Here is a 23818-nt window from a genome sequence, read left to right on the forward strand (position 1 = left end):
AATCATGAAGAGAATCAGTGTTAAATTTCTTGTAGGATTCTTTCTTATCTTCTTCCTCTCTTTTCTTATTCTTAATCAGACGGTTAAGGAATTCATTCAGTCCAGCAATCAGAAGCTCGTAACCTCAGAGTTAGTGGGACTTAAGAACAACAGTAACATTTATGTTCGTCAGGCGTTTCTCATTAATCATTTCACAAGCAATACTCTGTATTTTGGTGAAATGGCTCAGGAAATGGCGGATGATCTAAATCATGCGACAGGCAGCGCCGTAGGTGTCTACACAGTGGAAGGCGAATTACTCCATGCCTCGGACAGCTCTATGTTCGGACAGCATCAAGAGAATGATCTGCAGCAGGCTGTGAATGGCAACATGGCTTATAGCATCACCTATGACCACAGCAGTGCTGTGGCTCTCTTCTCCTATCCTGTCGTTATTGATGGAGCGAGAGTGGGGATATTGCGTTTTTCCAAGGATTTCAGCCTGTTATACCAGCAAAGTGGTCGGGTCCTGGATATCATCTTTTACATGTCATTGGCCATTTTTGTGGCGGCCTTCCTCTTCTCGTATGTTCTGTCGCGACATATCACCGTTCCCTTGGTCAAGCTTAGCCGCGTATCTACGGAAGTAAAGAATGGGAATCTGGATGTGCGGGCTCAGGTGAAGCAGCAAGACGAGATTGGCAGGTTGGCGAACAACTTCAACGATATGATTGAACAGATCAGCAAACAAATTACGATTATCAAAAAGGATCGAGATCGTCTTCAGGAGCTTCATCGGAAGGAAAAGCTATTTTTTGATAACGTGACTCACGAGCTCAAGACACCTCTCACGTCCATTTTGGGATATGCTGAACTGATCCGGGAGAACGGCGAGCAGGATCGAAGCTTTTTTGATAAAGGAATGAATCATATCATTGAGGAAAGCAAGAGATTACATGCCATGGTGGTGAAGCTCCTTGAAGTCTCGCGTAAAAACGTAACAACAGAGGAATCCGATAAGGTCGAGGCAGGTCTGATTCTACAGGATGTGTGTGAGTCCATGACGATCCGCGCACAGCGTTATAAGAAAAAAATAAAGTGTGAAATTCAGCCCGATCTGATGGTAATGATCCACAAGGACAGGCTCCGCCAAATCTTTATCAATCTGCTGGACAACGCGATTAAATATAGTGCATCGTTCTCGGAAATCAATGTGAAGGCATTTCACGCCGATGGTAAAATTCGCTTTGTGTTTGAGAATCCGAGTGATCCAATGCAGGCAGATTCATTGACTGATTGGTTCGAGCCCTTCTATCTGGCCGACCCCAGTGGATCGGAAGAGGGTAGCGTAGGGCTGGGACTTAGCATCGTAAAATCTATCGTGCATGAATCTGGAGGAACGGTATCCATCCTTAATCAGCAGGGTCATACGAGCGTAACTGTAGAATTTGACGGCTTGAAGATCGCAAGAACGGGGACATCGTTATGAACAACACACGCGTTGCATTGCTTCTAATGAGTCTCGCATGTAGTGTGATACTCTTGTCAGGCTGCAATATGGGGCCTACAACGGAGACTGTCATTATACCTGGTCAGGAAGATATGAATATAGAAGAGCCTGATTCTCATCCATTCCAGGTCCATAAGATCTATCGACTTCCTGATGAGATTACGAATTCGGATCTATTATTAGGGTGGGCAGCTTCGAATTCTGTACTTGCTGTCACTCGAAATGAAGGAATAACTGGTCGGACTGAATTAAGGCGTATAACCAGTCCCTATGATCAAAGTAAGGTCGTACCTAATATGGACCATGTCAACACTCAAATGCTGTTGTCGCCTGACGGTAAGTATGTTAGCCAAATCACAAGTTCAGCATCGGAGAGTAGGCTGAAGATCATTTCCTTAGCCGATGGTACCGAGGTAGAAGTAGCCAAGATTAGCACCCGTGACCCTTTTTTCCTACAGGACGTGTCCTGGTCGAACAACGGCAAATACCTGAGCTATCTATTGGTAGGTTATCAGGGAGATGAGCATAGCAGGCTTCGCTCGTATGATGTTGTTACGAAGACATCGAAGTCCTATACGTTAGGAGACCTGGCTTCATTGGGGTCAGTTCTTACCGTACAGATGTCCGATGATGGAGAAAGTGTACTCTTAACTACGTATCCACCTGGTTCGTATGGCAGGACCAATCTGCTATTGGGATCAGTTAGTGGAGACAGCATTAGAGTTCAATATGAGCGCGAAAGGGCGGGGGCGCAATATGCTTGGCTTACAGCAGATCAATTCGTATTCCTCGGTGCTGATCGAACCCTGTATGTATACGATAAGCGTAGCAGTGAACTGTCCATATTGCTGGAGAAGGTGAATTACTTTCAACTGTCGCACGACAAGAAGAGTATTGCTTATTCTTTATATGATCAGGATGTTTTCTATGTCGGGAAGGTTCAGGGGAAGAATATTCTCTCTAACGAACCTGTCTACCGTGGGCTGATCGCGAATGAAATCTATTGGAGTCCAGATAACAAGAGTGTGTTAATTCGTGGGCAAAAGATGTTCTCTACTACGCAAGCTATCGCCTCGGATGGGAAGGACGAGCAGACATTCATTATCGAATTTCGATAATCAAATGGCTTGAACATCGTACTCTACAGCCCAGAGTATAGTTTGTAATTGCATATAGCCCTTCCTGAGCATCCTTATTCCGGTTTACGGAGATAGGGGTGCTCCTTTTTATTTAATACATTCCTCAAATACGTTCTTCGCTTGTGACAACTTGTTTACATGTTGATCAAATCTTGGCGACATCTGCTCGGTATATTGAATGTGAGCAAGAAATACCCTGTAGCGAAGAAGGACTGAAGCTTAATGGACAGAAATAGGCGACCAATCAGAAGGGCGATAGGCAAGCCATTAGAAAAGCCAAAAGACAAGCGCTACATACCTGGATTAGATGGTCTTAGAGCAATATCTGTCCTTGCTGTGATAGCCTATCATCTGGATGCAAAGTGGGCCCAGGGGGGTCTGCTGGGTGTGGGAATCTTCTTTGTATTATCTGGTTATCTGATTACAGATCAGATCATCATGGAATGGAGAACGAAGGGGCGGCTACTCATTGTCGATTTTTGGATTCGCAGAGCTCGAAGGTTATTACCGGCTATGGTCACGATGCTCCTTTTTGTTGCTTGCTGGCTACTTATCCTGGACGCTCCAAGGCTGCAAGCCTTACATGGAGATTTCCTTACTTCACTGCTGTATGTGAATAATTGGTATCTCATTTTTCGTGAAGTATCCTATTTCGAAAGCTTCGGTCCACCCTCGCCGATCGGCCATATGTGGTCACTTTCCATCGAGGAGCAGTTCTATGTGCTCTGGCCCATTATCCTCATATTGGGGATAAAGCTGGTCTTGCGTAGAGGTAGATTGATGCTGTGGATTCTCATAGGTGCCGCGATATCAGCTATGGCAATGGGCTTGATGTATGAACCGGGTACCGATCCAAGCCGCGTATACTATGGAACAGATACTCGGGCATTTGCCCTTCTGATTGGAGCTGCTGTGGCGGTGATCTGGCCTAGCTGGAAATTAAGCGGCAGGATTACGCGGCCCGCTCGTTCGGCGCTTGATTCCATAGGGGGATTAGGAATGGTCCTGCTGCTGGGACTGATGTGTGTTACGAATGAGTATGATGACTTTCTATACCGCGGCGGCTTTGTATATTTATCCATTCTCAGTGCGGTGGTGATCGCTGTACTGGTGCATCCTGCCAGCAGAGTGAATGGCATCTTGGGGTGGAGGCCGCTTGTATGGGTTGGCAAACGATCTTACAGTCTCTATCTCTGGCACTATCCTGTCATCATTTTGACGAATCCTGTCACCCATACAGAAAAGTCGAGCTTTACACATATTCTGTTGCAACTGCTGGCTACTGCCATCCTTGCTGCTCTGTCCTACACGTATATTGAAGAGCCTTTTCGTAGGGGGAACATCAGAGCAACTTTGCATTGGATTCGAAAGAGACGGATCGGACTGCTAGCGGTACTTCTGCCATTGTTCCTGACTTTGGTTGCTTGGAGTGATAGCCTGAAGGAGCCATCAGCAGAGGAAGTACCCACCATGAGTCAGGAATTGGCACCTGTGGCGCCAGCAGCGGCATCCACCAACCTAAGTGATGAGTTCGGGAAGCATGAGGATGAATCCTTGTCCAAGGCAGAAGACGGCATTACCGCGATTGGGGATTCTCTGCTAATCGGTGCAGCACCTGAGCTGGAACAAATGCTGCCTGGCATCGTTATTGACGGTAAGGTAGGTAGGCAAATGTCTCAGGCACAGAGGATTGTCGATGATCTTCAGGCGCAGGGCCAGCTGGGGAATCATATCCTTCTTGAACTGGGTACGAATGGTCCTTTTCGCAAAGCTCAATTGCGGTCTTTGCTAGAATCCCTGAATCATGCCAAGCAAATATATATTGTGACGACACGCGTTCCAAAAGATTGGCAGGATACCGTGAATGAAAGTATCCAGGACGTTGCTGCTGAATTCGGGAACACGACTGTCATCGACTGGTATGCAGCCAGTGCTGGCAGGCAAGAGCTGTTCTCCCCCGATGGCGTTCATCTAACTACAGAGGGAATCCGGTTCTATGCCTCGCTTCTAGCAGATAGGATAAAGCAAGATACCCATCAGTAAGAGATTAATTCATGAATATAAATTCATATTGACAGTTCATTATGAGAGGATGAGAAGGTCATGAAGCAGCGTAAAATGATGAGATTATGGTTCGTTTTGGTATGCGTCATTGCTATATGTGTGTACTGGGGAAGCCGATCAGAGGGAGTCACGAGAGCTAAGACACCTACAGCTTCGCAAAGTGATGTTCATTCCATAGCGCAGGGAGAAAGGGTGCATCAAGCTAACGATCATGGATTGGCTGCAAAGGAGGCGCCAGCGAAGGAGAGGGATTCTAATGCGAAGAAAAAGGAGTTAGCACAGCTAGCAATCAACGGAGAAGGAATTACCGCCATTGGTGATTCTGTGATGATCGGGGTTAAACCCTACCTGAAGGAGCAGCTTCCTGAAATCACCGTTGACGGCAAGGTGGGCAGACAGATGTCGCAGGCGAAGAAGGTCATCCATGATTTACAAGCGCAAGGAAAACTGGGGGAACAGATCGTCATTGAACTGGGTACCAACGGACCGTTCAGCAAGGAGCAGCTTCGTTCCTTATTACAGTCCCTGTCCGACGCCAAACGAGTGGTATTGGTAACAGCACGGGTACCCAAGGGATGGCAGGATACGGTGAACAGGAATATCAAAGAGGTTGCTGAGGAGTTCAGCAATACGACAGTGCTAGACTGGTATGCTGCCAGTGAAGGCAAAGGAGAGTATTTCTATAAAGATGGCGTTCACCTGAAGCCTGATGGCGGAAGATATTATGCTTCACTTATTGTAGAAGCCTTGCAGGACCATTAATTTATCTCAGTATACAGCAAGGTCGAGAAAGGAAGTAATCGAATGACCCTTAGAAAAAAAACGTTAATCAAATTATTATTGTTAATCCTAATCATGGCACTTGGCTCTGCTATCTATTACGTTTCCTCTATTTATAGAGGACTGGAGAGTCTGAATAAGACGCCAGAAAACTCTCCTTTTAGTGAGATTAATGAAGCTGTAGCTGTTGAACCACCTGAGTGGCTGGGCACCGAGCCTGTGAATATTCTACTGATGGGGGTAGATGCCCGTGGAACCAAGAAGGGGGAAATTCCGAGATCGGACAGCATGATGGTAGTATCCCTGGACCCTACGCAGAAAAGCATCCATGTGTTCTCCATTCTTCGAGATACCTATACGGATATAGCTGGACACGGCAAGAACCGGATAAATACAGCCATTCAACACGGGCCACAGGTGGCTATGAGTACAGTAGGCGAATTGCTAGGTATGCCTGTTCAATACTATGTGTATACAGATTTTCAAGGCTTTATTCAGCTGGTCGATGCTGTAGGTGGTGTTGATTTTCATGTTGAGAAGGATATGAATTATGAAAGTAAAGCGGATAAGCACGAATTTGATATCAACCTCAAAGAGGGAATGCAGCATTTGGATGGAACAACAGCCCTGCAGTATGTGCGCTTCCGCCATGATGCCATGTCTGACTTCTCGCGTACGCAGAGACAACGAGATTTCCTGAAGGCCATTGCCGAGGAGATGAAGACGACGACCTCGATTATGAAGCTCCCATCCATCCTGAAGGAAGTAAGTCCCTATATAGATACCAATCTATCGGTCGACGATATATGGAAGCTGGCTTCATTGGGTTACCAGAGCAACGTTACAGCTAGTGAGCAGATTCCTCCTATGAAGCTAATCGAACAGACTTATGTGGGGCGAGCAGCAGTCTTAAGTGTGACGAGTAAAAGTGATTTGAGAGCATTTGTACAAGACGTGCTACAAACCAGTGAGCCTGATTCAGTTGTAGACGAGGCGGGTGTAGACCAAGCAAGTACTAGTGTGGGGAAGTAAAGAAACACGAAACAATTGGAGGTAGCTTAATCTATCGCATAAGGTAATACAGCTATCGGGAACATTATTTAGCAAGTTTACAGAGCTGAACCGTAAGGCAGAGCAATTAGTTGAATCAACATTGGTTAGTTCTAGTATTAGGAGTTCTGCTGGCGAGCGCTGGCAGAGCTTTTTGTATCAAAATGAAAACCAATAAAAAATAATTATGCAAAATTATAGTATATTTTTATAAATCAGTAAGTTTATGTTTAGACATGATTGATGGATTACCTTATTTTTAAGTGGATTCACCAAATATTAGGGGGTATTCCGATGAATAAGGAAATACTAAGAAAGTTTACGATCATTTTTGGTCTTACGCTCTTCATGCTACTCTCTTTAACGGCAACAAAAACCTATGCAGCCAATATAGGAACCGTACTTAAGAACCCGGAAAATGGCTGGACTAGATATGAGGCAAAGCTTCCTATGCCCTCGACAAGTATGATCATAACAAAGGTCCATTCAGCAGCCGTAAAGATTACATCTTATATGATCGTGTACTGACATTTGAGGTCAGTGAGTATTAACAATATACCGTCATATTCAAAAGAGCCCTGCCAGCATTCATACTGGTAAGGCTCTTTGCCGTTTAACGAGTTAGAGCAAGTTAATCATTGCACCACCGGCTGCACCAGCGACGACAACGATCCAGGGCGGTACTTTCCAAAAAACGAGCATTAGAAACAAAATAGTTACCAGTGCAAAATCAACAGGAGCTAGGACAGATGTTGTCCAAAGCGGATGATATAATGCCGCCAACAGGATGCCTACAACAGCAGCATTAATTCCAATTAGAGCGCCTTGGATTTTGGGGCTTTTACGTAAAGAATTCCAGAAGGGCAATGCTCCTACGATTAAAAGAAAAGCGGGCAAAAATATAGCGATCGTTGCAATCACTGCTCCTGTAACTCCGCTTATCATCGCTCCCAAATATCCGGCAAAGGTGAATAATGGCCCCGGTACAGCTTGTGCTGCACCGTATCCCGCCAAAAAGTCGGACTTGTGGATCAGACCTGTAGGGACGAATTCACGCTCCAGCAGTGGAAGTACGACATGACCTCCCCCAAATACAAGCGATCCTGAACGGTAGAAGCTATCAAAGAATGACAGCCATCCCGAACTATCCAATTGGCTTAGCAGCGGTAGAACAATCAAGATTCCAAAGAAAGTACCTAAACAGACTACTGCCAAGCTACGGCTTACAGGAACAGACAGGTCTGATGTCGGAGTGGTTGTCGTTTTTCTAAAATAGATCATACCAATAAAGCCAGCCATAATAATAAGGAGGATTTGAATGAAAGCAGTCTGCCACAAGAGGGTCGCCGCAGCCGTAAAGATGGCAATGGTTGCTCTGCTACGGTCAGGAGCTAATTTTTGTCCCATACCGAGTATGGCCTGGGCGACAATGGCTACAGCAACCAATTTAAGACCATGAATCCAACCTGAGCTGCTGATATCAAACCCTTGCAAGAGGAAGGCGAACAAGACTAAGGCAATGACAGATGGAAGTGTAAAACCTAGCCAAGCTATCAGCCCACCGAGCAGCCCGGCGCGGATAATCCCAATTCCAATCCCTACTTGACTGCTCGCAGGTCCGGGCAAAAATTGGCACAGTGCTACTAAATCCGCATAGCTTCGCTCATCCATCCATTTTCGACGGCGAACGTACTCTTCATGAAAATAACCAAGATGTGCGATCGGTCCTCCAAATGAAGTGAGGCCGAGCTTCGTGGATACAGCCAGCACTTCAGACAGTGCCCTGGCTTTACTTTTAGGTTGGTCTTGATGTAGAACTTGATGATTCTCCAAGCGTTGTTATTCCTCCTCAGCGGATTATTCCAGGTTATCTAGTTGATTAATAGTCAAGGGAGGTCGCATTGTACTCCACCTGATTAGCTCTATTATAATCATCATAATCATTATTAATTTAAACGCTGGATTAAATAATGATGGCGGCCACGATGTTACATAAGTTATGGAATTGGTCTAAATGTTCATATCTAATTTTAGGTATGAGCACAAACACTCGGGACGATACATGCGTATATTGTGGTAAATCACAAGGAGGTGTTTGTAGTGAGTTGTGAGAAAATTTGCCCGATTTACACTTCGACTGCCGTGATTCTGGTACTCTACATTCTCTTGGTTATCGTTCTGAGAACTTTTTGCTAATTGATTGCGTTCATTGCAGTGAGGCTGAATACATCTTGCAGCTTGATCACACCCCGTCTATGATTTCGCTTGTTCGGTAAAATACATCACAAAAAGGAATGGCTCTGTTTGTAAAGACAGGAGTCATTCCTTTATTCACGATGATGAAGTATTCTGTTAGGTGTACAACAACGTAATGACGAGCAATTCATAGAGAACAAGAGTTAAAATGAGCTCGTCATTGTAACCAAAACCTCTCCCATAAGTACCATGCCCGTGATGACCTTCATTATTTTTAACAGCGATGTTCAACAATCCCTTGTCACAGCTCACAATTCTACCAACAACAACCTGACCGTCTAAGGTCTCGATACGAACATATTGGTGTACATGATGTCTGCAAATGTTGTGCAGATGATCTCTATAGGCTCTTATGTTTTGAGCTGTATTATGGTCTGCTTGAAATAGCACTCTTTGCTGTGGATTCAATTGTAGGGTCATACTCAGCACTCCTTATTTGATATGTAATACACCATATGCCCAGACTGATTTTATTGTTCATAAAAAAGTTCTGTTCGTACCAGATGCTGGACTTCCACTTCTCTGCTCTTCATGTCAGGACAGGTCAGACCATTACAGGTTCCAGCAATGAGCAATATGAAAAAGTGAACTCCTATACAGAAGGTCTACAGCGAGCCTTGATGGGGGAATTGGGTGCAGTAGAACGATACCGCAAGATTTGGTTTGGACTGCCTGCTGGCATCTATAAAGACACGGTGTTCGGCATCATATTGGATGAGCTTAAGCATGCTGATAAATACAATTATCTGATTACATTGAATACTTAGGTGGTTCTTAAAAAAATCCTACCAAATAAGCGAGAGAAGTACGTAATGATATCGACATAATGTTCGATTGATCGTATATCTACTCGCTTATTTGTATTAGAGTTGTCAACTAGACATGATCTGGTCACAACATGAAGTGCGTTAACTGCTATACTAAGAGGAGATTTCAGGAAAGCGTTCTGATGCTTAGGAAAACACACAATCGAAAATGCACTTGATTTACAGCCAACTTACACTGTACAAGAATACATACCTCAAAGGAGATTCATCTATGAATCATTCACCTGGTTATATTATTGGCATCGATCTCGGGGGAACCAATATCAAAGCAGCTATTCTAGATGAAAGCTTGAGTGTTTTATCAGAGCGAAATGAGCCTACATATGCATCGGAGGGTCCTGATTATGTTATCATGGCCATTAAAAATATGATCCGTGAGCTAATGCAGCTTCATCAAATATCCGACGAGCAAGTATTGTGCATGGGAATAGGCATTCCTGGATTGCTGAATCCCAGGGAGGGGCTATCTATTTTCTCGCCGAACTTCCCAGGATGGGAGAATATTAATGTAGTCCAAGAAATGAGAAAAGACTTCTCATTCCCGGTATTTATGGATAACGATGTCAGGGTGAATCTTTATGGAGAGTGGCACTTTGGAGCAGGAAAGGGCTTGAATAATATCGTACTGGTCACCATTGGAACTGGCTTGGGGTCTGGGGTTGTAGTAGATGGAAAAGTTCTATATGGAACGACTTCGAGCATCGGAGAAATTGGACATATGAACATGTTCCGGGAAGGGCGTCCGTGCAGATGCGGGAGTACAGGCTGCCTGGGGAGATATGTATCTGCTGTAGGAATGGTACGTACTTGTATTGAGAAGCTGGAACGCGGAGAGCATAGCATGATCCAGACCTGGGTGGAAGGTGATCTGAGTCAGATTAGTGCAAAAATGCTCTCAGATGCTTATGATCTGAACGACCCGCTAGCGATTCAGGTTATGCATGAGACAGGGGAGATCCTCGGATTCGGTCTTGCGAATGTCATTAATCTATTTAATCCAGAGTTAATTATTATCGGTGGAGGGGTATCGGCTGCAGGAGAACGCTTGTTACATACTGTACGAGAGACCATTCAGGCTCATGCACTTCAATTATCGTCAAATGCTTGTCGTGTCGTTATTGCACAGCTTGGTGGGCGAGCAGGTATGATCGGTGCGGCGGCTTATGCATCGAATCAGATAAACAAGACGAATTAGATGAATTAGATTTAAAAAGAGCCTCATTCACACTGCCAGGGTTAATCCCAGTCCCGCAGTGAGTATGAGGCTTTTTGCAGACTACGTATATGAATTGCCATAAATACTGTGCCATTTGTATTCCGTATGTCTCAATTCGTCGCTAGCGAGTCTGACAATGGAATGATGGCTAATCCTGATAGCATAACCATTAGTAAGGATCAGGCAAGTATTTTTATGGTCGTTTATCTTGGGCAAGGCAATGAGGCTATCTACCGTTATGCACTTCAAGATACCAAGGATGATGAGCTGTTCATTCGTGCTGAAGAAATCATTCAATACTCCCTATTAAATAATGGCGATATCATGCTAATGGGTAGAGTAGATGGAACCAGAGGGCTGTTCCTGTATGATTCCAGTAATAATGAGCTGCATGTCACCTACCTGAGAAATGACACACTCCAGTCAGATACGATCATCTATCGCAACGTCCAGGATTTCTACCAATTGACCTGGTTGGAGGATAGTCTATTTGTCGCTGGAAGCACCCGAGACACAAGTGAAATCTATCGTTTTACATTTAAAGTGTGGTAGGAAAATTATTGTATGAAAGCTTTGTGCTTTTGTACAGTTTTTATGATTTCACAACACTGTGACAACGCTGTAACAACACCGTTACAAGTATGGGTAGGAAAGATACAACTGCTTGCTATAGTAGGACAAGACAGAAGGTCAATCCATTTATAGCGAGGTACACCTGAATGAAAAAGAATGCTGCATTGCAAATGAGACGTGCCAGAGGAATGAAAAGATCTCAAAGAGTGAAAAGAAATCGACTAATCCTATTGCTTATAATTATCTTGATACTGGTATGTATAAGAGTATTAACGAGTAACGAGTCCTCCAAAAGCGAGCAAACCAAAGAGTTTGCCTCGATTCCTGAAGAACAGGTGTCCGGGGAGTATATGAATGCTGAAGGGCCGATTCTTTTAAATAGTAATGAGATCGTTCCGCTTCAGAAAGATCCTCTGGCTGAGGATGTTGCATTTGTGGAGAAATATTTAGAACAGCAAATGCTTGGAGATATGCCAGATGGAGCGAATGGGGAAAAGGTTGCCTATTTATCCTTTGATGATGGGCCTTCCACGACAGTGACCCCGCTAATCCTGGATATTTTGAAGAAAGAAGATGTGCGAGCTACTTTTTTTGTATTAGGAAAAGCGGTAGATAAAAATGAAGATACTAAAAATCTAGTCAGAAGAATAGCCGCAGAAGGACATGCGATAGGCAATCATACATATTCACATGATTATGACTATTTATATCCTGGCGGAAAGGTTAATGCAGATCATTTTATGAAAGAAATTAATAAAACGAAGGACTCTTTGCAGATGGTTCTCGGACAGGATTTCTCAACCCGGGCTGTTCGATTTCCTGGAGGACATATGACCTGGCAGCACAAAGACCCTTCCGGTATATCGGTATTGGACAGTATGCTGCAGGCTGATGGCTATCATCAAGTAGATTGGAATACATTGCCGAGAGATGCTGAGGGGGCGCCCAAGAAAGCAGAAGCGTTAGTAGAAGAGTTCAAAAAAAGTGTGGCTGGCAGGGAAAAAGCAGTAATTTTAATGCACGACACCTATGGTAAAGAAGAGACGGCAAAGGCTCTCCCAGAAATCCTGAGATATTTGAAGGATCATGGTTTTACATTTAAAACTATGAGGTAGTGATGAGGTAATATTGGATACTAAGGCTCTGCATTTGTGGCAGAGTCTTTTTGATTTTTTTGCCCAAGGGGCAGGTGGATTCGCATCCTTTCTAAGAAATATAGTATAAATTTATAGATCAGCAAGGAATTGTTTAGACAAAATTCTAGATATTCAATATTTTTTAATAGAATGAATATTACGCAGGGGGATAAGATGAGAGAAACATTGTTGAAAAGAGTCTGTCTGATGTTTAGTGCATTGTTACTTTTTTGCTTCATTGATGCTGGTAGTATTTTTGCAGCATCTGTAGGCGGTAGACTTGCGGCGCCGGAAGCGGGATGGAAAAGAGTGGTTGCCAACCCACAAAACTATTTTTACTACAACAAAACCTGGACACAGATTCCTAATTTTTCATTGTATAGAGGTACCAAGAACTCAAAGGTTGTCTTTGGCTTCAAGGGCAGTAAGCTAAGAATAATGGCTTATCGGTATAATGAGCGATTCACAGATAATAGAGTCATCATTGATGGTGTCACATATACTTACTCCGAATTTGGGAGTGATCAACGGCAAACATTGGTGTTTGAGATAGATGGTCTGAGTGATCAGGAGCATCATGTGGAAATTATTGGTGGGATTAATGGGACGGGTTGGATTACAGTGGAATCAATAGATATCGATAGTACGGGAGAAATGATAAATTATGCTCCTACAAATTTAAATGCTACTGCTTCTAAGCAACAAGTCATATTAGATTGGGAACCGAACCCGTATGCAGATAGCTATATGATTAAATACGGAACGGAGCCAGGAAATACACAGATACGGTGTCGGTTACCAAGGATGCTTATGGAAATTATGAAGTCCCAGGATTAGCAAACGGGGCGACGTATTATTTTGTGGTTGCGGGAATCGTAAACGATGCGGAAACGACTTATTCCAATGAGGCTTCAGTAACATTTGAAGCTGCCCCTGAAGCCGTGTTGAGTGTTACCATCGCTGAAGATACTGTAAAAGTCGGAGATGAATTCATAGCTGCTATTTCGCTTGAGAATGTTAGTAGCATCTATGCCGAGGATTTCAGAATAAAGTATGATACAGAACGATTTGAATATTTAGGGTTTGACCAAGTGGATGGATACAAGGTATATAATACCCCAGTGGATGAGAATGGCCAGATTCGCTTTATCGTGGCTAGTCAAGGTGAGGAATATGGAATTACTGGGGCCGAAGCTAAAACATTCTTGAATTTGAAATTCAAAGCGAAATCTGCGGGTACGGGTGATGTAGATGCTTTGTACTGCCGCATAGCGAATACAGAGACGGAATGGGATCTGATAGACGATTCATGCGGAGGTGACACGGTGACCGTAGAACAAGCTGATATCCTGGACGTTAACCATTCCGGTGAATACACACTGGTTGATCTTGCGATCGATGGGTTTTATTTTGGACGTGCAGCTGCCGATACGGATACAATCAATCATAGTGCAGATCAAGTTGTTGATGGGAACGTGAATGACGCTGACCTGGTGTATATTGTGAATCAGATGCTGAACAATACCAATTATGCACCCAATCTCTTATAGAAAATAGCTAACACTCTGTCGACTAACGTTGGCAGAGTTTTTTTCTTTTACAATCAGGCCCAACCCAACAGGAACACCCCTCGCCCGTCTGGACGAGAGGTTATATTTAATTGATTACATTACTCCAGGCTTCCATGGTTGTAATATTGAATATTCTCCACTTGAACGGGTACAGTTCCTGAAGGAATTTCCAGCTCATACACTTCATTTTTTTGTGCCATCAGCAAATGTAAGCCTATAGGAGAAAGAAACGATATGAGATTTTTGTCCGGATCTGCAAGGGAAGGAAAGACAAGGACAAAGGACTCACTTGTACCATCATCCAGATATTGTATAGTTACTTTGCTTCCAATCAATACGAAAGTATTCAAATTACGATCCGTAAAGTTCTGAACAATGCCTTCAATAATGGACGTATATTTTGTTAGCGTATTTTCCACTAACTTTCGTTGTCTATTGGGAGTTGGGAAATACTCATCCATAAAGGAAGACAAACCTTCGTCCAGATACACTAATTGGTCAATGAGTTGTACTCTTGATCCTTCCAGCAACAAACTATGGTTCATAATAGATAAGCTCCCCCTGAAAGATAAGTGGATTGGATGAATAGCTCATGTTAAACCCTCCGTATTTCTTTTGTTATAGAGAAACTAAGTTAGAGCTCGTGATCCCCTCCTTAATAGTATTTCTATAAGAGGACATACAACTAAGACACTTCGCCTCACTGACGAAATGTGAACCTTCACTTCTTATTCGATTTCTATGCTCACCGTCAAACCATCAGATTTTTTTGTAGACTACCAAAATGGCTGATCTGTTATGTTTACAGCCTTGGGCATCCAGTACAGTGTGAGTATCGTATAGCACCTCTATGAATTGTTCCTCATGAAGCTCAGCAAGGAAATTATTTGCTTCTTTTTCGGCATAAGAAATATCAGTGCTTATAAATTCTTTAACCTGGATCACAGCATCACCTCCCTACAATGTAGTGCTAGTAAGAAACCTTTATAGGTATCCATGAAGCATAGCATAATAAAAGTTTTTGTCTAAACATTAAATGTAATATATTGAATAAAATTTATTTTGGATACCATTTATGCAAATGTATGGTCCGAAAGTCGTGTAAGCTATCTCAAGCGTGAATGTTGGAGTTTTCCATTGCAAGAATGCTATGTTAAGATAGGTGTAATAATGAAATCAGGTTTCAATAGATGAAACTAATTTATTTTTAGCTATCACCAAAAAATTCGGGGAGTAAAGAAGCAAGGGAGCAGGAAGAAGGGAGATTTTAACGTCATGCGAACTATATTTGATGCTCATTTACACATTATTGACCCACGCTTTCCATTAATCGAGAATCAAGGGTTTGTGCCTGATGCGTTCACCTGCACAGATTACCTGAAGCAAGTCCAAAATGTAGAGGTTAGAGGCGGGGCTGTCGTATCTGGTTCATTTCAAGGCTTTGATCAGACCTATTTGATCGATTCATTGCAAAAGCTCGGTAAAAATTATGTTGGAGTCACTCAAGTGCCTTACAATACCCCGGACGAAGAAATTATAAGGCTTCATGGGTATGGTGTAAGAGCCATTCGGTTCAATGTCAGGCGCGGAGGTTCAGAGGATATCTCTCGTTTGGACTACTTTGCAAGAAGAGTCTATGAGGTAGCAGGATGGCACGCGGAGTTATACATTGACTCTACTTCCTTACCGGACATCGCATCCGTATTGGAGCATCTTCCAGCCGTCTCGGTAGACCATTTGGGGCTATCCAAGGAAGGATTTCATCATCTGCTATCCTTAGTCGATAAAGGGGTAAGAGTTAAAGCAACAGGCTTCGGTAGAGTTGAGCTTGACGTAGCACAGGCGATCCGTTCCATTTGCTCCGTGAATCCTGAGGCTCTTATGTTTGGCACGGATCTGCCCTCCACGAGAGCAAAGAGGCCCTATCATCCTTTTGATATTGAACTGATTTATAATACGCTTGGTGAAGAACAGACGGAACAGGTTCTATATAAAAATGCAATGAACTGGTATCTAAAGTGAAGCTGGCAGCTTAGCAGTGGTTGACAAAGCATTCACATGCAGCGGCTCTATTCTGTTGTGTGATCTGGTCAAGGTGCTAGTGTGATTGTGCAAAAAAACAAGTAAGAAAAGATATCAATCTATCTTTTCTTGCTTGTTTTACTTCATTGTATAGCTGATAACTCAGTATTATGGTTTAATCATCGTCTGACGAATCCACTCTGCCAGTGTATTTAACTGAAGGCTGGCTTTAAGGCTCGCATCGACCTTCTGATATAACGGAAGGTGATCGGTATGATCATAAATCCACTGATACATTCCTTTTGGGCCACTGGCTGTCTCTTCTCCTAGAAATGGACGAATGCCCGCTTCAAAGCTGTCAAAAGGCAAGGAAACGAAGCTTATATTGTCACCCAGTACATGACTGAATACTTCAGCCAATTGTGAGCCCTGTGAATGCCTCCGGCCTACTTTTTTCATGTAAGTATACCATTTCATCTTCAATATTTGCCATTAGATAGCCTTGTACTGTACTATTCTCATTGGACTCAAGTCATTCCCTTGCAGGAGCTTATTGCCTTTCTAGACCGAAAAGAGCTTTTTCCATGTCTAATCAGAGCTTCTTCTAGGCGAGAACATGGGTTATGTAAGTAGTGACTAGGTTGAGATATTATTCACATATAAGTACTATAGAGGAAGGGCAAAATAACATGTTTATTTTCCTGCAATAGAATTTCCTAATGGCATACAAGGGTAGCTCATGAAAGGAGTGTCTTACAATCTATACATCACTAGAGGCATGCATAAAGGATTTGGAACAAAATGGGCATCTCATTCGCATACGAGAAGAAGTAGACCCACTGCTTGAAATGTCCGCCATTCACCTGCGAGTGTTTGAAGCGGGAGGTCCCGCTCTTTTATTCGAGAATATCAAGGGATCGCGTTATAAGGCAATATCCAACCTGTTCGGCACAATGGAGCGGGGCAAATTTATTTTTAGAGATACCTGGGAATCAACACAGAATATCATTGCCTTACGCAATGATCCGATGAAGGCTTTAAAGAACCCGTTTCGGCATATTTCCGATGCTACGTCGGCCATTAAAGCGCTACCACTCAAGCAAGGGAATGTTCTATCAGGCTTCAAAGAAATCCAAATTACCGACCTTCCGTTGATTAAGCATTGGCCGATGGATGGAGGGGCATTCATTACGTTGCCGCAAGTATATAGTGAGGACCCTGACAAGCAAGGAATTATGCAAGCTAATCTGGGAATGTACCGTGTACAGCTCACAGGCAATGAATTTGAGACGAATAAGGAGCTTGGCCTGCATTATCAAATTCACCGGGGCATCGGAGTTCATCAGCACAAAGCCAATCGGAAAGGGGAGCCGCTTAAGGTAAGCATTTTCGTAGGCGGACCACCCGCACATACCGTATCAGCTGTGATGCCGCTACCAGAGGGATTAAGCGAAATGCTGTTTGCTGGACTGTTAGCTGGCAAAAGGTTCAGGTACGGATATGATGAGGCCGGCTACTGTATAAGCCGGGATGCGGACTTTGTGATTACTGGAGAAATTCATCCTAGTGAAACAAAACCTGAGGGACCTTTTGGTGATCATCTGGGCTACTATAGCTTAACACATCCATTCCCTATGATGCGTATTCGCAAAGTCTATGCGAAGCAGAATGCAATCTGGCCCTTCACCGTCGTTGGCCGGCCACCGCAGGAAGACACCACGTTCGGAGCACTCATTCATGAGCTGACAGGCGGGGCCATCAAGCAGGAGATTCCAGGGGTGAAGGAGGTACATGCTGTTGATGCTGCGGGGGTACATCCACTGCTACTTGCAGTTGGCTATGAACGCTATACTCCGTACACGAAGGTAAAGCAACCGGCGGAACTGCTCACCATCGCTAATCGAATTCTGGGTACCAACCAACTGAGTCTTGCCAAATATTTATTCATTGCAGCAGAGGAAGAGCAGCCGCTCAGCACTCATAACATATCTCAGTTCTTATCTTATGTGCTGGAGCGCATTGACCTGAAGCGAGATATTCATTTTCAGACCAACACAACTATTGATACATTAGATTATTCGGGTAATGGACTGAATCAGGGAAGCAAAGTCATATTTGCTGCTTGTGGCGACAAGAAGCGTGACTTGTGTACAGAGGTTCCAGAACAGCTGAAGGAGCTAAGAAATTACGTCAATCCGCAGCTCATCCTTCCGGGTATGGTAGCGATTGAAGGGCCAGCGTTCAATACGTATGCAGATGCAGAGCAGCAGCTGGATGAGCTGACGAATGCCATTAGTATGCGTGGTGAATTGTCCAACTGTCCGCTAATCGTTCTATGTGACAGTAGCTCTTTTGTCAGTGAGAAGCTTGATAATTTCCTATGGACGACCTTCACTCGGAGTAATCCTTCTCATGATATTTATGGAGTGAATGCTGACAGTACCTTTAAGCATTGGGGCTGCGACAATCTTATTATAGATGCTAGAACGAAGCCACATCATGCCCCTCCACTTATTCCGGATCCAGCTGTTGAGAAACGAATTGATCCGTTATTTGCTCAAGGTGGCAGCCTAAGCGGCGTACTGAAATAGTAGTGTAAGCTTGCAACAGGTAAGTATCTATTAGGTTGTATCTATTATAACTATTACATGAAAAGCTCTGCTGGCTATGCTAGAAGAGCTTTTTTTGCCTTCATGTGAGTACCTATAATTATATATGAGAAACAAAGTATACCATTATATGGTGATGAGTATAAAAATAGAGTTCATCAAGAATAGCCATGCTCCAGGTGAAATCCCTCCACCCCCATACAAGCTTACCTATATTGAATTATTATATAGAGCTGAAATCTAGCTATCTTTGAACAGTTTGATATTTTTCTTCTGTTGAAAATACACCCACAATCCAAAGGCTGCACCGGCAATAATCCAAACAACCATCGAGAACCAATTCATTGTGATCGTCCGATTAGCTATAGTAGGAAACAGAAATTCTATCATAATCATCATGCTAAAGCTCCATTGAATACCAGATATAATAGATTTTCTCTTCAAGACATAAATTTTATTATTGTAGTCCGTTTCAAGATCATACTCAGTTTCAGCGATCCCTGTTTTTTTGAGTTTATTTACAGTGAAGTAAGATATAAATTGTTGCACAATGAATAATGACATGGTCCCGAAGCTAAATGTGTGATGTGCAGTGTCTATAATCAAACTTATGAGCATTAGAATAGTTGCCAGGTAGAAGGCGTACAGACAGGCATTAGCTAAAATGCGATAGATCGCTTCTTGTTGGTATTCATCTCTTTCCTCCACATAACCTATAAAGTGCTTTAGCATTTTCTTCTCAAAATGGTTTGCTTCCATTAATTTTCCTCCCAAAAAAGTGTGTTCAAATCAGTGTTCAGGGCTTTAGCTAATTTAATACATAAATCCAGTGAAGGATTGTATTTGTCATTTTCAATTAGATTAATAGTTTGTCTGGCAACGCCAACCTTCTGAGAGAGAGCAAGCTGTGACAGGCCTGATTGCTTTCTGAATTCACTGACTTTATTCATAAATCCTCCTATTATGTCACATATAAATGACATGAAGTTAGCTCTTATGGTATATCTTTATTAAAGATATGTCAAATATATATGACAAACTAAAGATTTTACGAATTTTTGAATCCCATGCAGATATGGAGCTAAAAGCTAATAACAGCAGACATCTTGACTATCTGGTAACGTCATACTTTATTGTTATCACAGAAACGAGTGGCTGAAATGATAGCTAGCTCATCAGATTGGCTAAGGTGGATGATTAGAATTATGAAAGTAGATATCCAAAAAATCACAAAGCATAATATCAAAGAAGTATTATCCTTGAGTGTGAACAGTGATCAAGAAATATATATTGAAACGACTCAGCAATGTTTGGAGGACGCACAGCAATGTAAGCATTATCAGCCTGTAGCACTTTATTGGAATGATGAACTGGCAGGATTCGCTATGTATGGATTGTTCCCTGGAGAAGGCAGGGATGGACGGGTATGGTTAGATCGATTTCTGATCGACAAGAGCTTTCAGGGGAGAGGTATCGGAAAAATCATGCTCAGTAATCTCATTGAGCATCTTGTTAAGATATATGGCTGTAAACAGATATACCTTAGTCTATATGAGAATAACCAAGGAGCACTGTATTTATATCAAAAGTTTGGATTTCAGTTCAATGGAGAGCTGGATATAAACGGGGAAAGGGTAATGGTGAAGGAGGTCTGATCACAAGGCTTGGCAACAAACAAAGATCCCTGCTAACTGATCTAGTAGTAGTCAGGGACCATTGTCGTTTAAGCAAAGACTGAGCAATTATCTATTCACTCGCAAGGGACGTGACACCTATCGTGATCTGGGTGACGTAATTGCGGTCACTTTGTTCCGTGACCTCATCAATAAGATATTCTTCGTAGGCATAATCAGCGAGTGTTAGGCCTTCTTTGTTCGCATACTTAACGAGCCTTTCATACGTCGCACCAATGGTTGCGTAGCTACCTTGATGGTAGGCAACGGCATACATGCCCTTTGGTTTAATGAAGTTGATCGCCGAATTATTTGGTTTACTCCTGCTTTTGACAAAAAAATATGACTTGGAGTGGTAATCACCCTGCAGGATACTCTCCTTGCTAAGCAGGTAACCTACGAATGAGGTGTCCTTAGTGATGTTACGATCTTCGAAGCTGTGAAAGGCTAACATCCAGTGAATGTATTCATCTTCATCCAGATCCGTTAAAGGCTCGCTTCGGATAATTAGCTCTTCTGCCTGTTCCTCCAGCCTAACCGTGTAAACATCCGCACTTAAGCCTCGTCTTATATTGCTAACGGATTCCTCTAAGGTGTATTTAATAAAGGCTAATCGCTCGATCTCCCTATTAATCTCGCTGATTTTTTGCTCTGACATCTGTATGGATCGTTCGGCGTTTCTTACCGCAAGATAATTCTTTATTTCGTTAAGTGGGACATTCAAATCTTTGAGTATGTTGATGGTGAAGTCAAGAGGGGGATACCTGTTACTTTGAGGTAGCATTTTTTTTATGGAAAAGGAGAACGATATGAGTGTGAGAATTGAGAGTGTCGATAAATATTTTAAAGGTATGGATAGATTGCAAGAGCTTTACGAGGGAGCATTTCCTGAAGAAGAAAGAGTGCCTATGTGGATTCTATTATGGAGAGCCAAGAAGAATCATATCCATTTTAAAGCCTTTTATGATGAGCATACATTCGTTGGCTTTACCTATCTGATTGTATTTAAAGACATTACTTTTGTATTTTACCTGGCGATTGATAATCAGATCAGATCTAAAGGATATGGTAGTCAGGTGTTGACTAAGATTAAGGAGATGTACCCGAATAACCGTATTATTCTCAATATTGAAGCCGTTGAGGAGGAGGCCAGTAACCATGAACAGAGGACACAACGTAAAAGCTTTTACTTAAGGAATGGTTATCAAAATTCCAAGCTGACGATCAGTCAATTCAATCAATCCTATGAGGTTATGGTTCATGGTCAAGATATTACCAAAGGGGAACTTCGTGGTGTATTCAAGTCGTTCATGGGTAGCCTTCTCTACTGGTTCAGTAGGCCCGAGATATCCGAGTTGCAAGACTAGTGAACCCTCATTTTAAAAAATGTATAATAAGGAATTCGAAAGGTTGGGTACTGCCCTCGCCATCATAGGCAGGGGCATTTTTTTATTTGGAGGTCAGAAGATCGTGAGGCAGGCTCGTGGGTATGTAATCTAAATCAACAAACGTACTCGCGTTGCTACTTTACTTCCCCGCCCTCAGCTATAATCAGGTCCACAATTCCAGGGAAACGATGATTCAAATCCTCCTTCCGAATAGAGTAGTAATGTTGCTTTCCTTCAATTCGTGGTTGAATGACTCCTGCTTCCCGTAAAATCTTGATGTGATGGGACAGCGTTGATTTGGATATATGACCTACTTCAAAAGCGGAGCAGTTCTTCTCGCCTGAGCTAGCTAAGCAATGGGCGATCTTCATACGAATCGGATCTCCAAGTGCGTTGAAGACGGTCGTCAGATTTAGGGTAGAAGTATCTGGGATCGTTGGTGTTTTCATAACATAACGGTAACACAGGGGACTTGATGTTTCAATGTTTGATTTTTTTCGAACTGACAGTTGTGATGGGCTACCTATTATGTTATTGTGATTAACATTGGTTCGAAATTTATCGAACTAATATACAACACTTTTACTTGGAGGAACATCATGACTACTGCATTAAATAACTATTTCCGCTTGTTTGACGCTTCACGTACGGAGCAACGTGCGATGGACGATCTGCTCTCCATGTTCACACCTGATGCCGAGATCGTACTTAACGGTACGACTAGAACAGGCTTTGAAGGCTTTATGAAGGCCTTCTACGAGTACAACAGTGATGTCAAGCATATGTGGGATCAATGGGAACTACAGCCGGACGGCAGCTACCGGACAAATTGGGCCGTATGTGGGCAAGCTGCAGATGGCACCGTATATGCTAGAACTGGCATTGACATTGCCAGGCTGAATGAAGCAGGAAAGATTGTATATCTGGAGAATATCCAAGAGGATCCAAATGCATTTCGGAATTATAAATAAGTGCCAAACGACAATAAAGTACTTTATTGATTGAACTTAGGCTGTTAAGATTCAATCATTAATAATGAATGAATACCCAGAGGATGCCGTGATCAGTGGCATCCTTTTGTTCGCTATAGGACAGTGTGATATGGCTAGTACTACTCCGTACTTGACTTTCCCCTGCACGGGAACCTATATACTCCTATTATGTTTAGAGCGGAGGTGATATTTTGTTTAAAATCAGTGAGTTTGCAAGGCTAAGTAAGGTCTCCTTAAAAACACTGCGTTATTATGACCAGATTGGGATACTGAAGCCGAGAAGGGTGGATCACGATACCGGCTATCGTTACTATTCCGCCGATCAGCTTCTGGAGCTCAATCGAATCTTAATCTACAAGGAATTGGGCTTCACATTGCCGCAAATTGCACAGCTGCTGCAGGAAGATATTTCATTGGAGAACATCCAGGGGATGTTCAAGCTGAAAAGAAGTGAAATCCAGCAAATCATTGACACGGAACAAGCCAGACTCATCAGAATTGAGGAGCGCATGCAGCTTATAGAACAAGAGGGACAATTTGAGACAGAGCAAGACGTCAGAGTCAAAGCAGAAGAGACTAGGCAGTTTCTTTTTCAGACCGCATGCGGGAAAGAAGAGGACATTCCAGATTTGCTTTGTCGGTTGGAGCAGTTATTAACGAAGGAAATTCGCCAATGGATTCAAGGTCCGCAGGTTGTTTTGTGGAAAGAAATCGAGGGAAAAGAGGATGAGTTTGAATTTGAAGTCGGTTATTTTGTAACCTGTGAGCTGCAATCGTACCCAGGGCCTTTTCAGCTACGAACTCTTCCTGCTGAGCCGATGATGGCCACGATGGCTTTTCATTCCAATACTCATTTTGATGGTGCAGCTTGTGTTCATTTAGCTAGATGGATTGAGAGACATCAGTATCAGATCAAGGAAAGCGAATCCGGTAGGGAGCTGTATTATTCGTTATCTTCAGAACAGGATGCACAATTGATAGAAATACAAATTCCAATACGATATAGCGAACTGGGCAAGGAGGAATGAGTGGA

27 protein-coding genes and 1 pseudogene are annotated in these 23818 nt (G+C 42.9%); 19 read left to right on the forward strand and 9 right to left on the reverse strand.

Annotated elements, in window-relative coordinates; translation table 11 throughout:
• Nucleotide 1 precedes the first annotated feature (1 nt).
• From K331_RS0119655 to K331_RS33240, 6 genes and pseudogenes are all read left to right on the forward strand, one after another.
• A complete protein-coding gene (locus K331_RS0119655; protein ID WP_028591625.1) occupies nt 2–1468 on the forward strand; it encodes a sensor histidine kinase in 1467 nt (488 codons plus the stop codon).
• On the forward strand, nt 1465–2607 hold the full coding sequence (locus K331_RS0119660) for a hypothetical protein (protein ID WP_028591626.1): 1143 nt from the start codon (nt 1465–1467) through the stop codon (nt 2605–2607). Before K331_RS0119655 ends, K331_RS0119660 begins: the two co-directional genes overlap by 4 nt.
• 243 nt (nt 2608–2850) lie before the next feature.
• Nucleotides 2851–4671, forward strand: a complete 1821-nt coding sequence (locus tag K331_RS0119665; RefSeq protein ID WP_036635372.1) for an acyltransferase family protein — start codon at nt 2851–2853, stop codon at nt 4669–4671.
• A 60-nt stretch (nt 4672–4731) separates the two neighbouring features.
• Entirely contained in the window at nt 4732–5454 is a 723-nt protein-coding gene (locus tag K331_RS0119670; protein WP_028591628.1) for an SGNH/GDSL hydrolase family protein, read from the forward strand.
• Nucleotides 5455–5496: 42 nt separating this feature from the next.
• Nucleotides 5497–6504, forward strand: a complete 1008-nt coding sequence (locus K331_RS0119675; RefSeq protein WP_028591629.1) for an LCP family protein — start codon at nt 5497–5499, stop codon at nt 6502–6504.
• Between the two features lie 455 nt (nt 6505–6959).
• Nucleotides 6960–7073: pseudogene (locus K331_RS33240) on the forward strand (fibronectin type III domain-containing protein); the annotation flags it as partial.
• Nucleotides 7074–7143: 70 nt separating this feature from the next.
• Here the strand turns inward: K331_RS33240 and K331_RS0119685 are convergent.
• Nucleotides 7144–8355 carry a chromate transporter gene (locus K331_RS0119685; RefSeq protein WP_028591631.1) on the reverse strand — a complete coding sequence of 404 codons (1212 nt, stop codon included), beginning with the start codon at nt 8353–8355 and terminating at the stop codon, nt 7144–7146.
• A gap of 282 nt (nt 8356–8637) precedes the next feature.
• Between K331_RS0119685 and K331_RS33065 the strand changes: the two genes are divergently transcribed.
• Nucleotides 8638–8718, forward strand: coding sequence for a YjcZ family sporulation protein (locus K331_RS33065; RefSeq protein ID WP_318842592.1), 81 nt, complete (start codon nt 8638–8640; stop codon nt 8716–8718).
• Between the two features lie 156 nt (nt 8719–8874).
• Here the strand turns inward: K331_RS33065 and K331_RS0119690 are convergent, their stop codons facing one another.
• Nucleotides 8875–9198 carry a hypothetical protein gene (locus K331_RS0119690; protein ID WP_028591632.1) on the reverse strand — a complete coding sequence of 108 codons (324 nt, stop codon included), beginning with the start codon at nt 9196–9198 and terminating at the stop codon, nt 8875–8877.
• A gap of 35 nt (nt 9199–9233) precedes the next feature.
• On the opposite strand from K331_RS0119690, the gene K331_RS29965 reads away from it, so the two are divergent.
• From K331_RS29965 to K331_RS32780, 6 genes are all read left to right on the forward strand, one after another.
• On the forward strand, nt 9234–9545 hold the full coding sequence (locus tag K331_RS29965) for a ferritin-like domain-containing protein (protein ID WP_226383643.1): 312 nt from the start codon (nt 9234–9236) through the stop codon (nt 9543–9545).
• A 271-nt stretch (nt 9546–9816) separates the two neighbouring features.
• Nucleotides 9817–10800 (forward strand): ROK family protein, encoded by a 984-nt coding sequence (locus tag K331_RS0119700; RefSeq protein ID WP_028591633.1) that lies wholly within the window; start codon nt 9817–9819, stop codon nt 10798–10800.
• Nucleotides 10801–10962: 162 nt separating this feature from the next.
• The gene (locus K331_RS0119705) at nt 10963–11373 is read left to right on the forward strand and encodes an SH3 domain-containing protein (RefSeq protein ID WP_226383644.1); all 411 of its coding nucleotides are present in this window, start codon (nt 10963–10965) and stop codon (nt 11371–11373) included.
• A 167-nt stretch (nt 11374–11540) separates the two neighbouring features.
• Entirely contained in the window at nt 11541–12509 is a 969-nt protein-coding gene (locus tag K331_RS0119710; RefSeq protein ID WP_084165518.1) for a polysaccharide deacetylase family protein, read from the forward strand.
• A 195-nt stretch (nt 12510–12704) separates the two neighbouring features.
• Nucleotides 12705–13367 carry a hypothetical protein gene (locus tag K331_RS32775; RefSeq protein ID WP_051289929.1) on the forward strand — a complete coding sequence of 221 codons (663 nt, stop codon included), beginning with the start codon at nt 12705–12707 and terminating at the stop codon, nt 13365–13367.
• Complete coding sequence (locus K331_RS32780; RefSeq protein ID WP_051289930.1) at nt 13319–14080, forward strand: cohesin domain-containing protein; 762 nt, start codon at nt 13319–13321, stop codon at nt 14078–14080. The genes K331_RS32775 and K331_RS32780 overlap by 49 nt, the downstream gene beginning before the upstream one ends.
• Nucleotides 14081–14199: 119 nt before the next feature.
• Here the strand turns inward: K331_RS32780 and K331_RS0119720 are convergent, their stop codons facing one another.
• Nucleotides 14200–14646, reverse strand: coding sequence for a GreA/GreB family elongation factor (locus tag K331_RS0119720; protein ID WP_028591636.1), 447 nt, complete (start codon nt 14644–14646; stop codon nt 14200–14202).
• Between the two features lie 214 nt (nt 14647–14860).
• On the reverse strand, nt 14861–15046 hold the full coding sequence (locus K331_RS0119725) for a sporulation protein Cse60 (protein WP_028591637.1): 186 nt from the start codon (nt 15044–15046) through the stop codon (nt 14861–14863).
• A gap of 330 nt (nt 15047–15376) precedes the next feature.
• On the opposite strand from K331_RS0119725, the gene K331_RS0119730 reads away from it, so the two are divergent.
• Complete coding sequence (locus tag K331_RS0119730; RefSeq protein WP_028591638.1) at nt 15377–16123, forward strand: amidohydrolase family protein; 747 nt, start codon at nt 15377–15379, stop codon at nt 16121–16123.
• A gap of 168 nt (nt 16124–16291) precedes the next feature.
• Here the strand turns inward: K331_RS0119730 and K331_RS0119735 are convergent, their stop codons facing one another.
• Nucleotides 16292–16582, reverse strand: a complete 291-nt coding sequence (locus K331_RS0119735) for a hypothetical protein (protein WP_211237347.1) — start codon at nt 16580–16582, stop codon at nt 16292–16294.
• Nucleotides 16583–16881: 299 nt separating this feature from the next.
• Between K331_RS0119735 and K331_RS0119740 the strand changes: the two genes are divergently transcribed.
• The gene (locus tag K331_RS0119740; protein ID WP_028591640.1) at nt 16882–18714 is read left to right on the forward strand and encodes a UbiD family decarboxylase; all 1833 of its coding nucleotides are present in this window, start codon (nt 16882–16884) and stop codon (nt 18712–18714) included.
• A gap of 258 nt (nt 18715–18972) precedes the next feature.
• Here K331_RS0119740 and K331_RS29980 read toward each other — a convergent pair whose 3' ends face one another.
• Nucleotides 18973–19491, reverse strand: a complete 519-nt coding sequence (locus K331_RS29980; RefSeq protein ID WP_051289931.1) for a DUF3278 domain-containing protein — start codon at nt 19489–19491, stop codon at nt 18973–18975.
• Complete coding sequence (locus tag K331_RS0119750) at nt 19491–19682, reverse strand: helix-turn-helix transcriptional regulator (RefSeq protein WP_028591641.1); 192 nt, start codon at nt 19680–19682, stop codon at nt 19491–19493. The genes K331_RS29980 and K331_RS0119750 overlap by 1 nt, the downstream gene beginning before the upstream one ends.
• A gap of 255 nt (nt 19683–19937) precedes the next feature.
• Here K331_RS0119750 and K331_RS0119755 point away from each other — a divergent pair, with 255 nt between their 5' ends.
• Entirely contained in the window at nt 19938–20387 is a 450-nt protein-coding gene (locus K331_RS0119755) for a GNAT family N-acetyltransferase (protein WP_028591642.1), read from the forward strand.
• Nucleotides 20388–20478: 91 nt separating this feature from the next.
• Here the strand turns inward: K331_RS0119755 and K331_RS29985 are convergent, their stop codons facing one another.
• Nucleotides 20479–21063, reverse strand: coding sequence for a GyrI-like domain-containing protein (locus K331_RS29985; protein WP_169718364.1), 585 nt, complete (start codon nt 21061–21063; stop codon nt 20479–20481).
• Between the two features lie 151 nt (nt 21064–21214).
• Here K331_RS29985 and K331_RS0119765 point away from each other — a divergent pair, with 151 nt between their 5' ends.
• Nucleotides 21215–21772: a GNAT family N-acetyltransferase gene (locus K331_RS0119765; RefSeq protein WP_169718365.1), complete on the forward strand. Its 558-nt coding sequence runs from the start codon at nt 21215–21217 to the stop codon at nt 21770–21772.
• Nucleotides 21773–21927: 155 nt separating this feature from the next.
• Here the strand turns inward: K331_RS0119765 and K331_RS0119770 are convergent, their stop codons facing one another.
• On the reverse strand, nt 21928–22242 hold the full coding sequence (locus K331_RS0119770; RefSeq protein WP_028591644.1) for an ArsR/SmtB family transcription factor: 315 nt from the start codon (nt 22240–22242) through the stop codon (nt 21928–21930).
• Between the two features lie 150 nt (nt 22243–22392).
• Here K331_RS0119770 and K331_RS0119775 point away from each other — a divergent pair, with 150 nt between their 5' ends.
• Together K331_RS0119775 and K331_RS0119780 are read left to right on the forward strand one after the other, a co-directional pair.
• A complete protein-coding gene (locus K331_RS0119775) occupies nt 22393–22764 on the forward strand; it encodes a nuclear transport factor 2 family protein (RefSeq protein ID WP_025679937.1) in 372 nt (123 codons plus the stop codon).
• 212 nt (nt 22765–22976) lie between these two features.
• Nucleotides 22977–23813, forward strand: a complete 837-nt coding sequence (locus K331_RS0119780) for a MerR family transcriptional regulator (protein ID WP_028591645.1) — start codon at nt 22977–22979, stop codon at nt 23811–23813.
• The last annotated feature ends 5 nt before the right edge of the window (nt 23814–23818 follow it).

The organism is Paenibacillus massiliensis subsp. panacisoli DSM 21345 (genome assembly GCF_000426545.1).
GTDB lineage: Bacteria > Bacillota > Bacilli > Paenibacillales > Paenibacillaceae > Paenibacillus > Paenibacillus panacisoli.

Coding starts and splice junctions, on each gene's coding strand:
- K331_RS0119660 (WP_028591626.1), top strand. CDS start 1,465: ATGAACAACACACGCGTTGCATTGCTTCTAATGAGTCTCGCATGTAGT.
- K331_RS0119665 (WP_036635372.1), top strand. CDS start 2,851: ATGGACAGAAATAGGCGACCAATCAGAAGGGCGATAGGCAAGCCATTA.
- K331_RS0119670 (WP_028591628.1), top strand. CDS start 4,732: ATGAAGCAGCGTAAAATGATGAGATTATGGTTCGTTTTGGTATGCGTC.
- K331_RS0119675 (WP_028591629.1), top strand. CDS start 5,497: ATGACCCTTAGAAAAAAAACGTTAATCAAATTATTATTGTTAATCCTA.
- K331_RS0119690 (WP_028591632.1), bottom strand. CDS start 9,198: ATGACCCTACAATTGAATCCACAGCAAAGAGTGCTATTTCAAGCAGAC.
- K331_RS29965 (WP_226383643.1), top strand. CDS start 9,234: ATGCCCAGACTGATTTTATTGTTCATAAAAAAGTTCTGTTCGTACCAG.
- K331_RS0119700 (WP_028591633.1), top strand. CDS start 9,817: ATGAATCATTCACCTGGTTATATTATTGGCATCGATCTCGGGGGAACC.
- K331_RS0119705 (WP_226383644.1), top strand. CDS start 10,963: ATGATGGCTAATCCTGATAGCATAACCATTAGTAAGGATCAGGCAAGT.
- K331_RS0119710 (WP_084165518.1), top strand. CDS start 11,541: ATGAAAAAGAATGCTGCATTGCAAATGAGACGTGCCAGAGGAATGAAA.
- K331_RS32775 (WP_051289929.1), top strand. CDS start 12,705: ATGAGAGAAACATTGTTGAAAAGAGTCTGTCTGATGTTTAGTGCATTG.
- K331_RS0119720 (WP_028591636.1), bottom strand. CDS start 14,646: ATGAACCATAGTTTGTTGCTGGAAGGATCAAGAGTACAACTCATTGAC.
- K331_RS0119730 (WP_028591638.1), top strand. CDS start 15,377: ATGCGAACTATATTTGATGCTCATTTACACATTATTGACCCACGCTTT.
- K331_RS0119735 (WP_211237347.1), bottom strand. CDS start 16,582: ATGAAAAAAGTAGGCCGGAGGCATTCACAGGGCTCACAATTGGCTGAA.
- K331_RS29980 (WP_051289931.1), bottom strand. CDS start 19,491: ATGGAAGCAAACCATTTTGAGAAGAAAATGCTAAAGCACTTTATAGGT.
- K331_RS0119750 (WP_028591641.1), bottom strand. CDS start 19,682: ATGAATAAAGTCAGTGAATTCAGAAAGCAATCAGGCCTGTCACAGCTT.
- K331_RS0119755 (WP_028591642.1), top strand. CDS start 19,938: ATGAAAGTAGATATCCAAAAAATCACAAAGCATAATATCAAAGAAGTA.
- K331_RS29985 (WP_169718364.1), bottom strand. CDS start 21,063: ATGTCAGAGCAAAAAATCAGCGAGATTAATAGGGAGATCGAGCGATTA.
- K331_RS0119765 (WP_169718365.1), top strand. CDS start 21,215: ATGAGTGTGAGAATTGAGAGTGTCGATAAATATTTTAAAGGTATGGAT.
- K331_RS0119770 (WP_028591644.1), bottom strand. CDS start 22,242: ATGAAAACACCAACGATCCCAGATACTTCTACCCTAAATCTGACGACC.
- K331_RS0119775 (WP_025679937.1), top strand. CDS start 22,393: ATGACTACTGCATTAAATAACTATTTCCGCTTGTTTGACGCTTCACGT.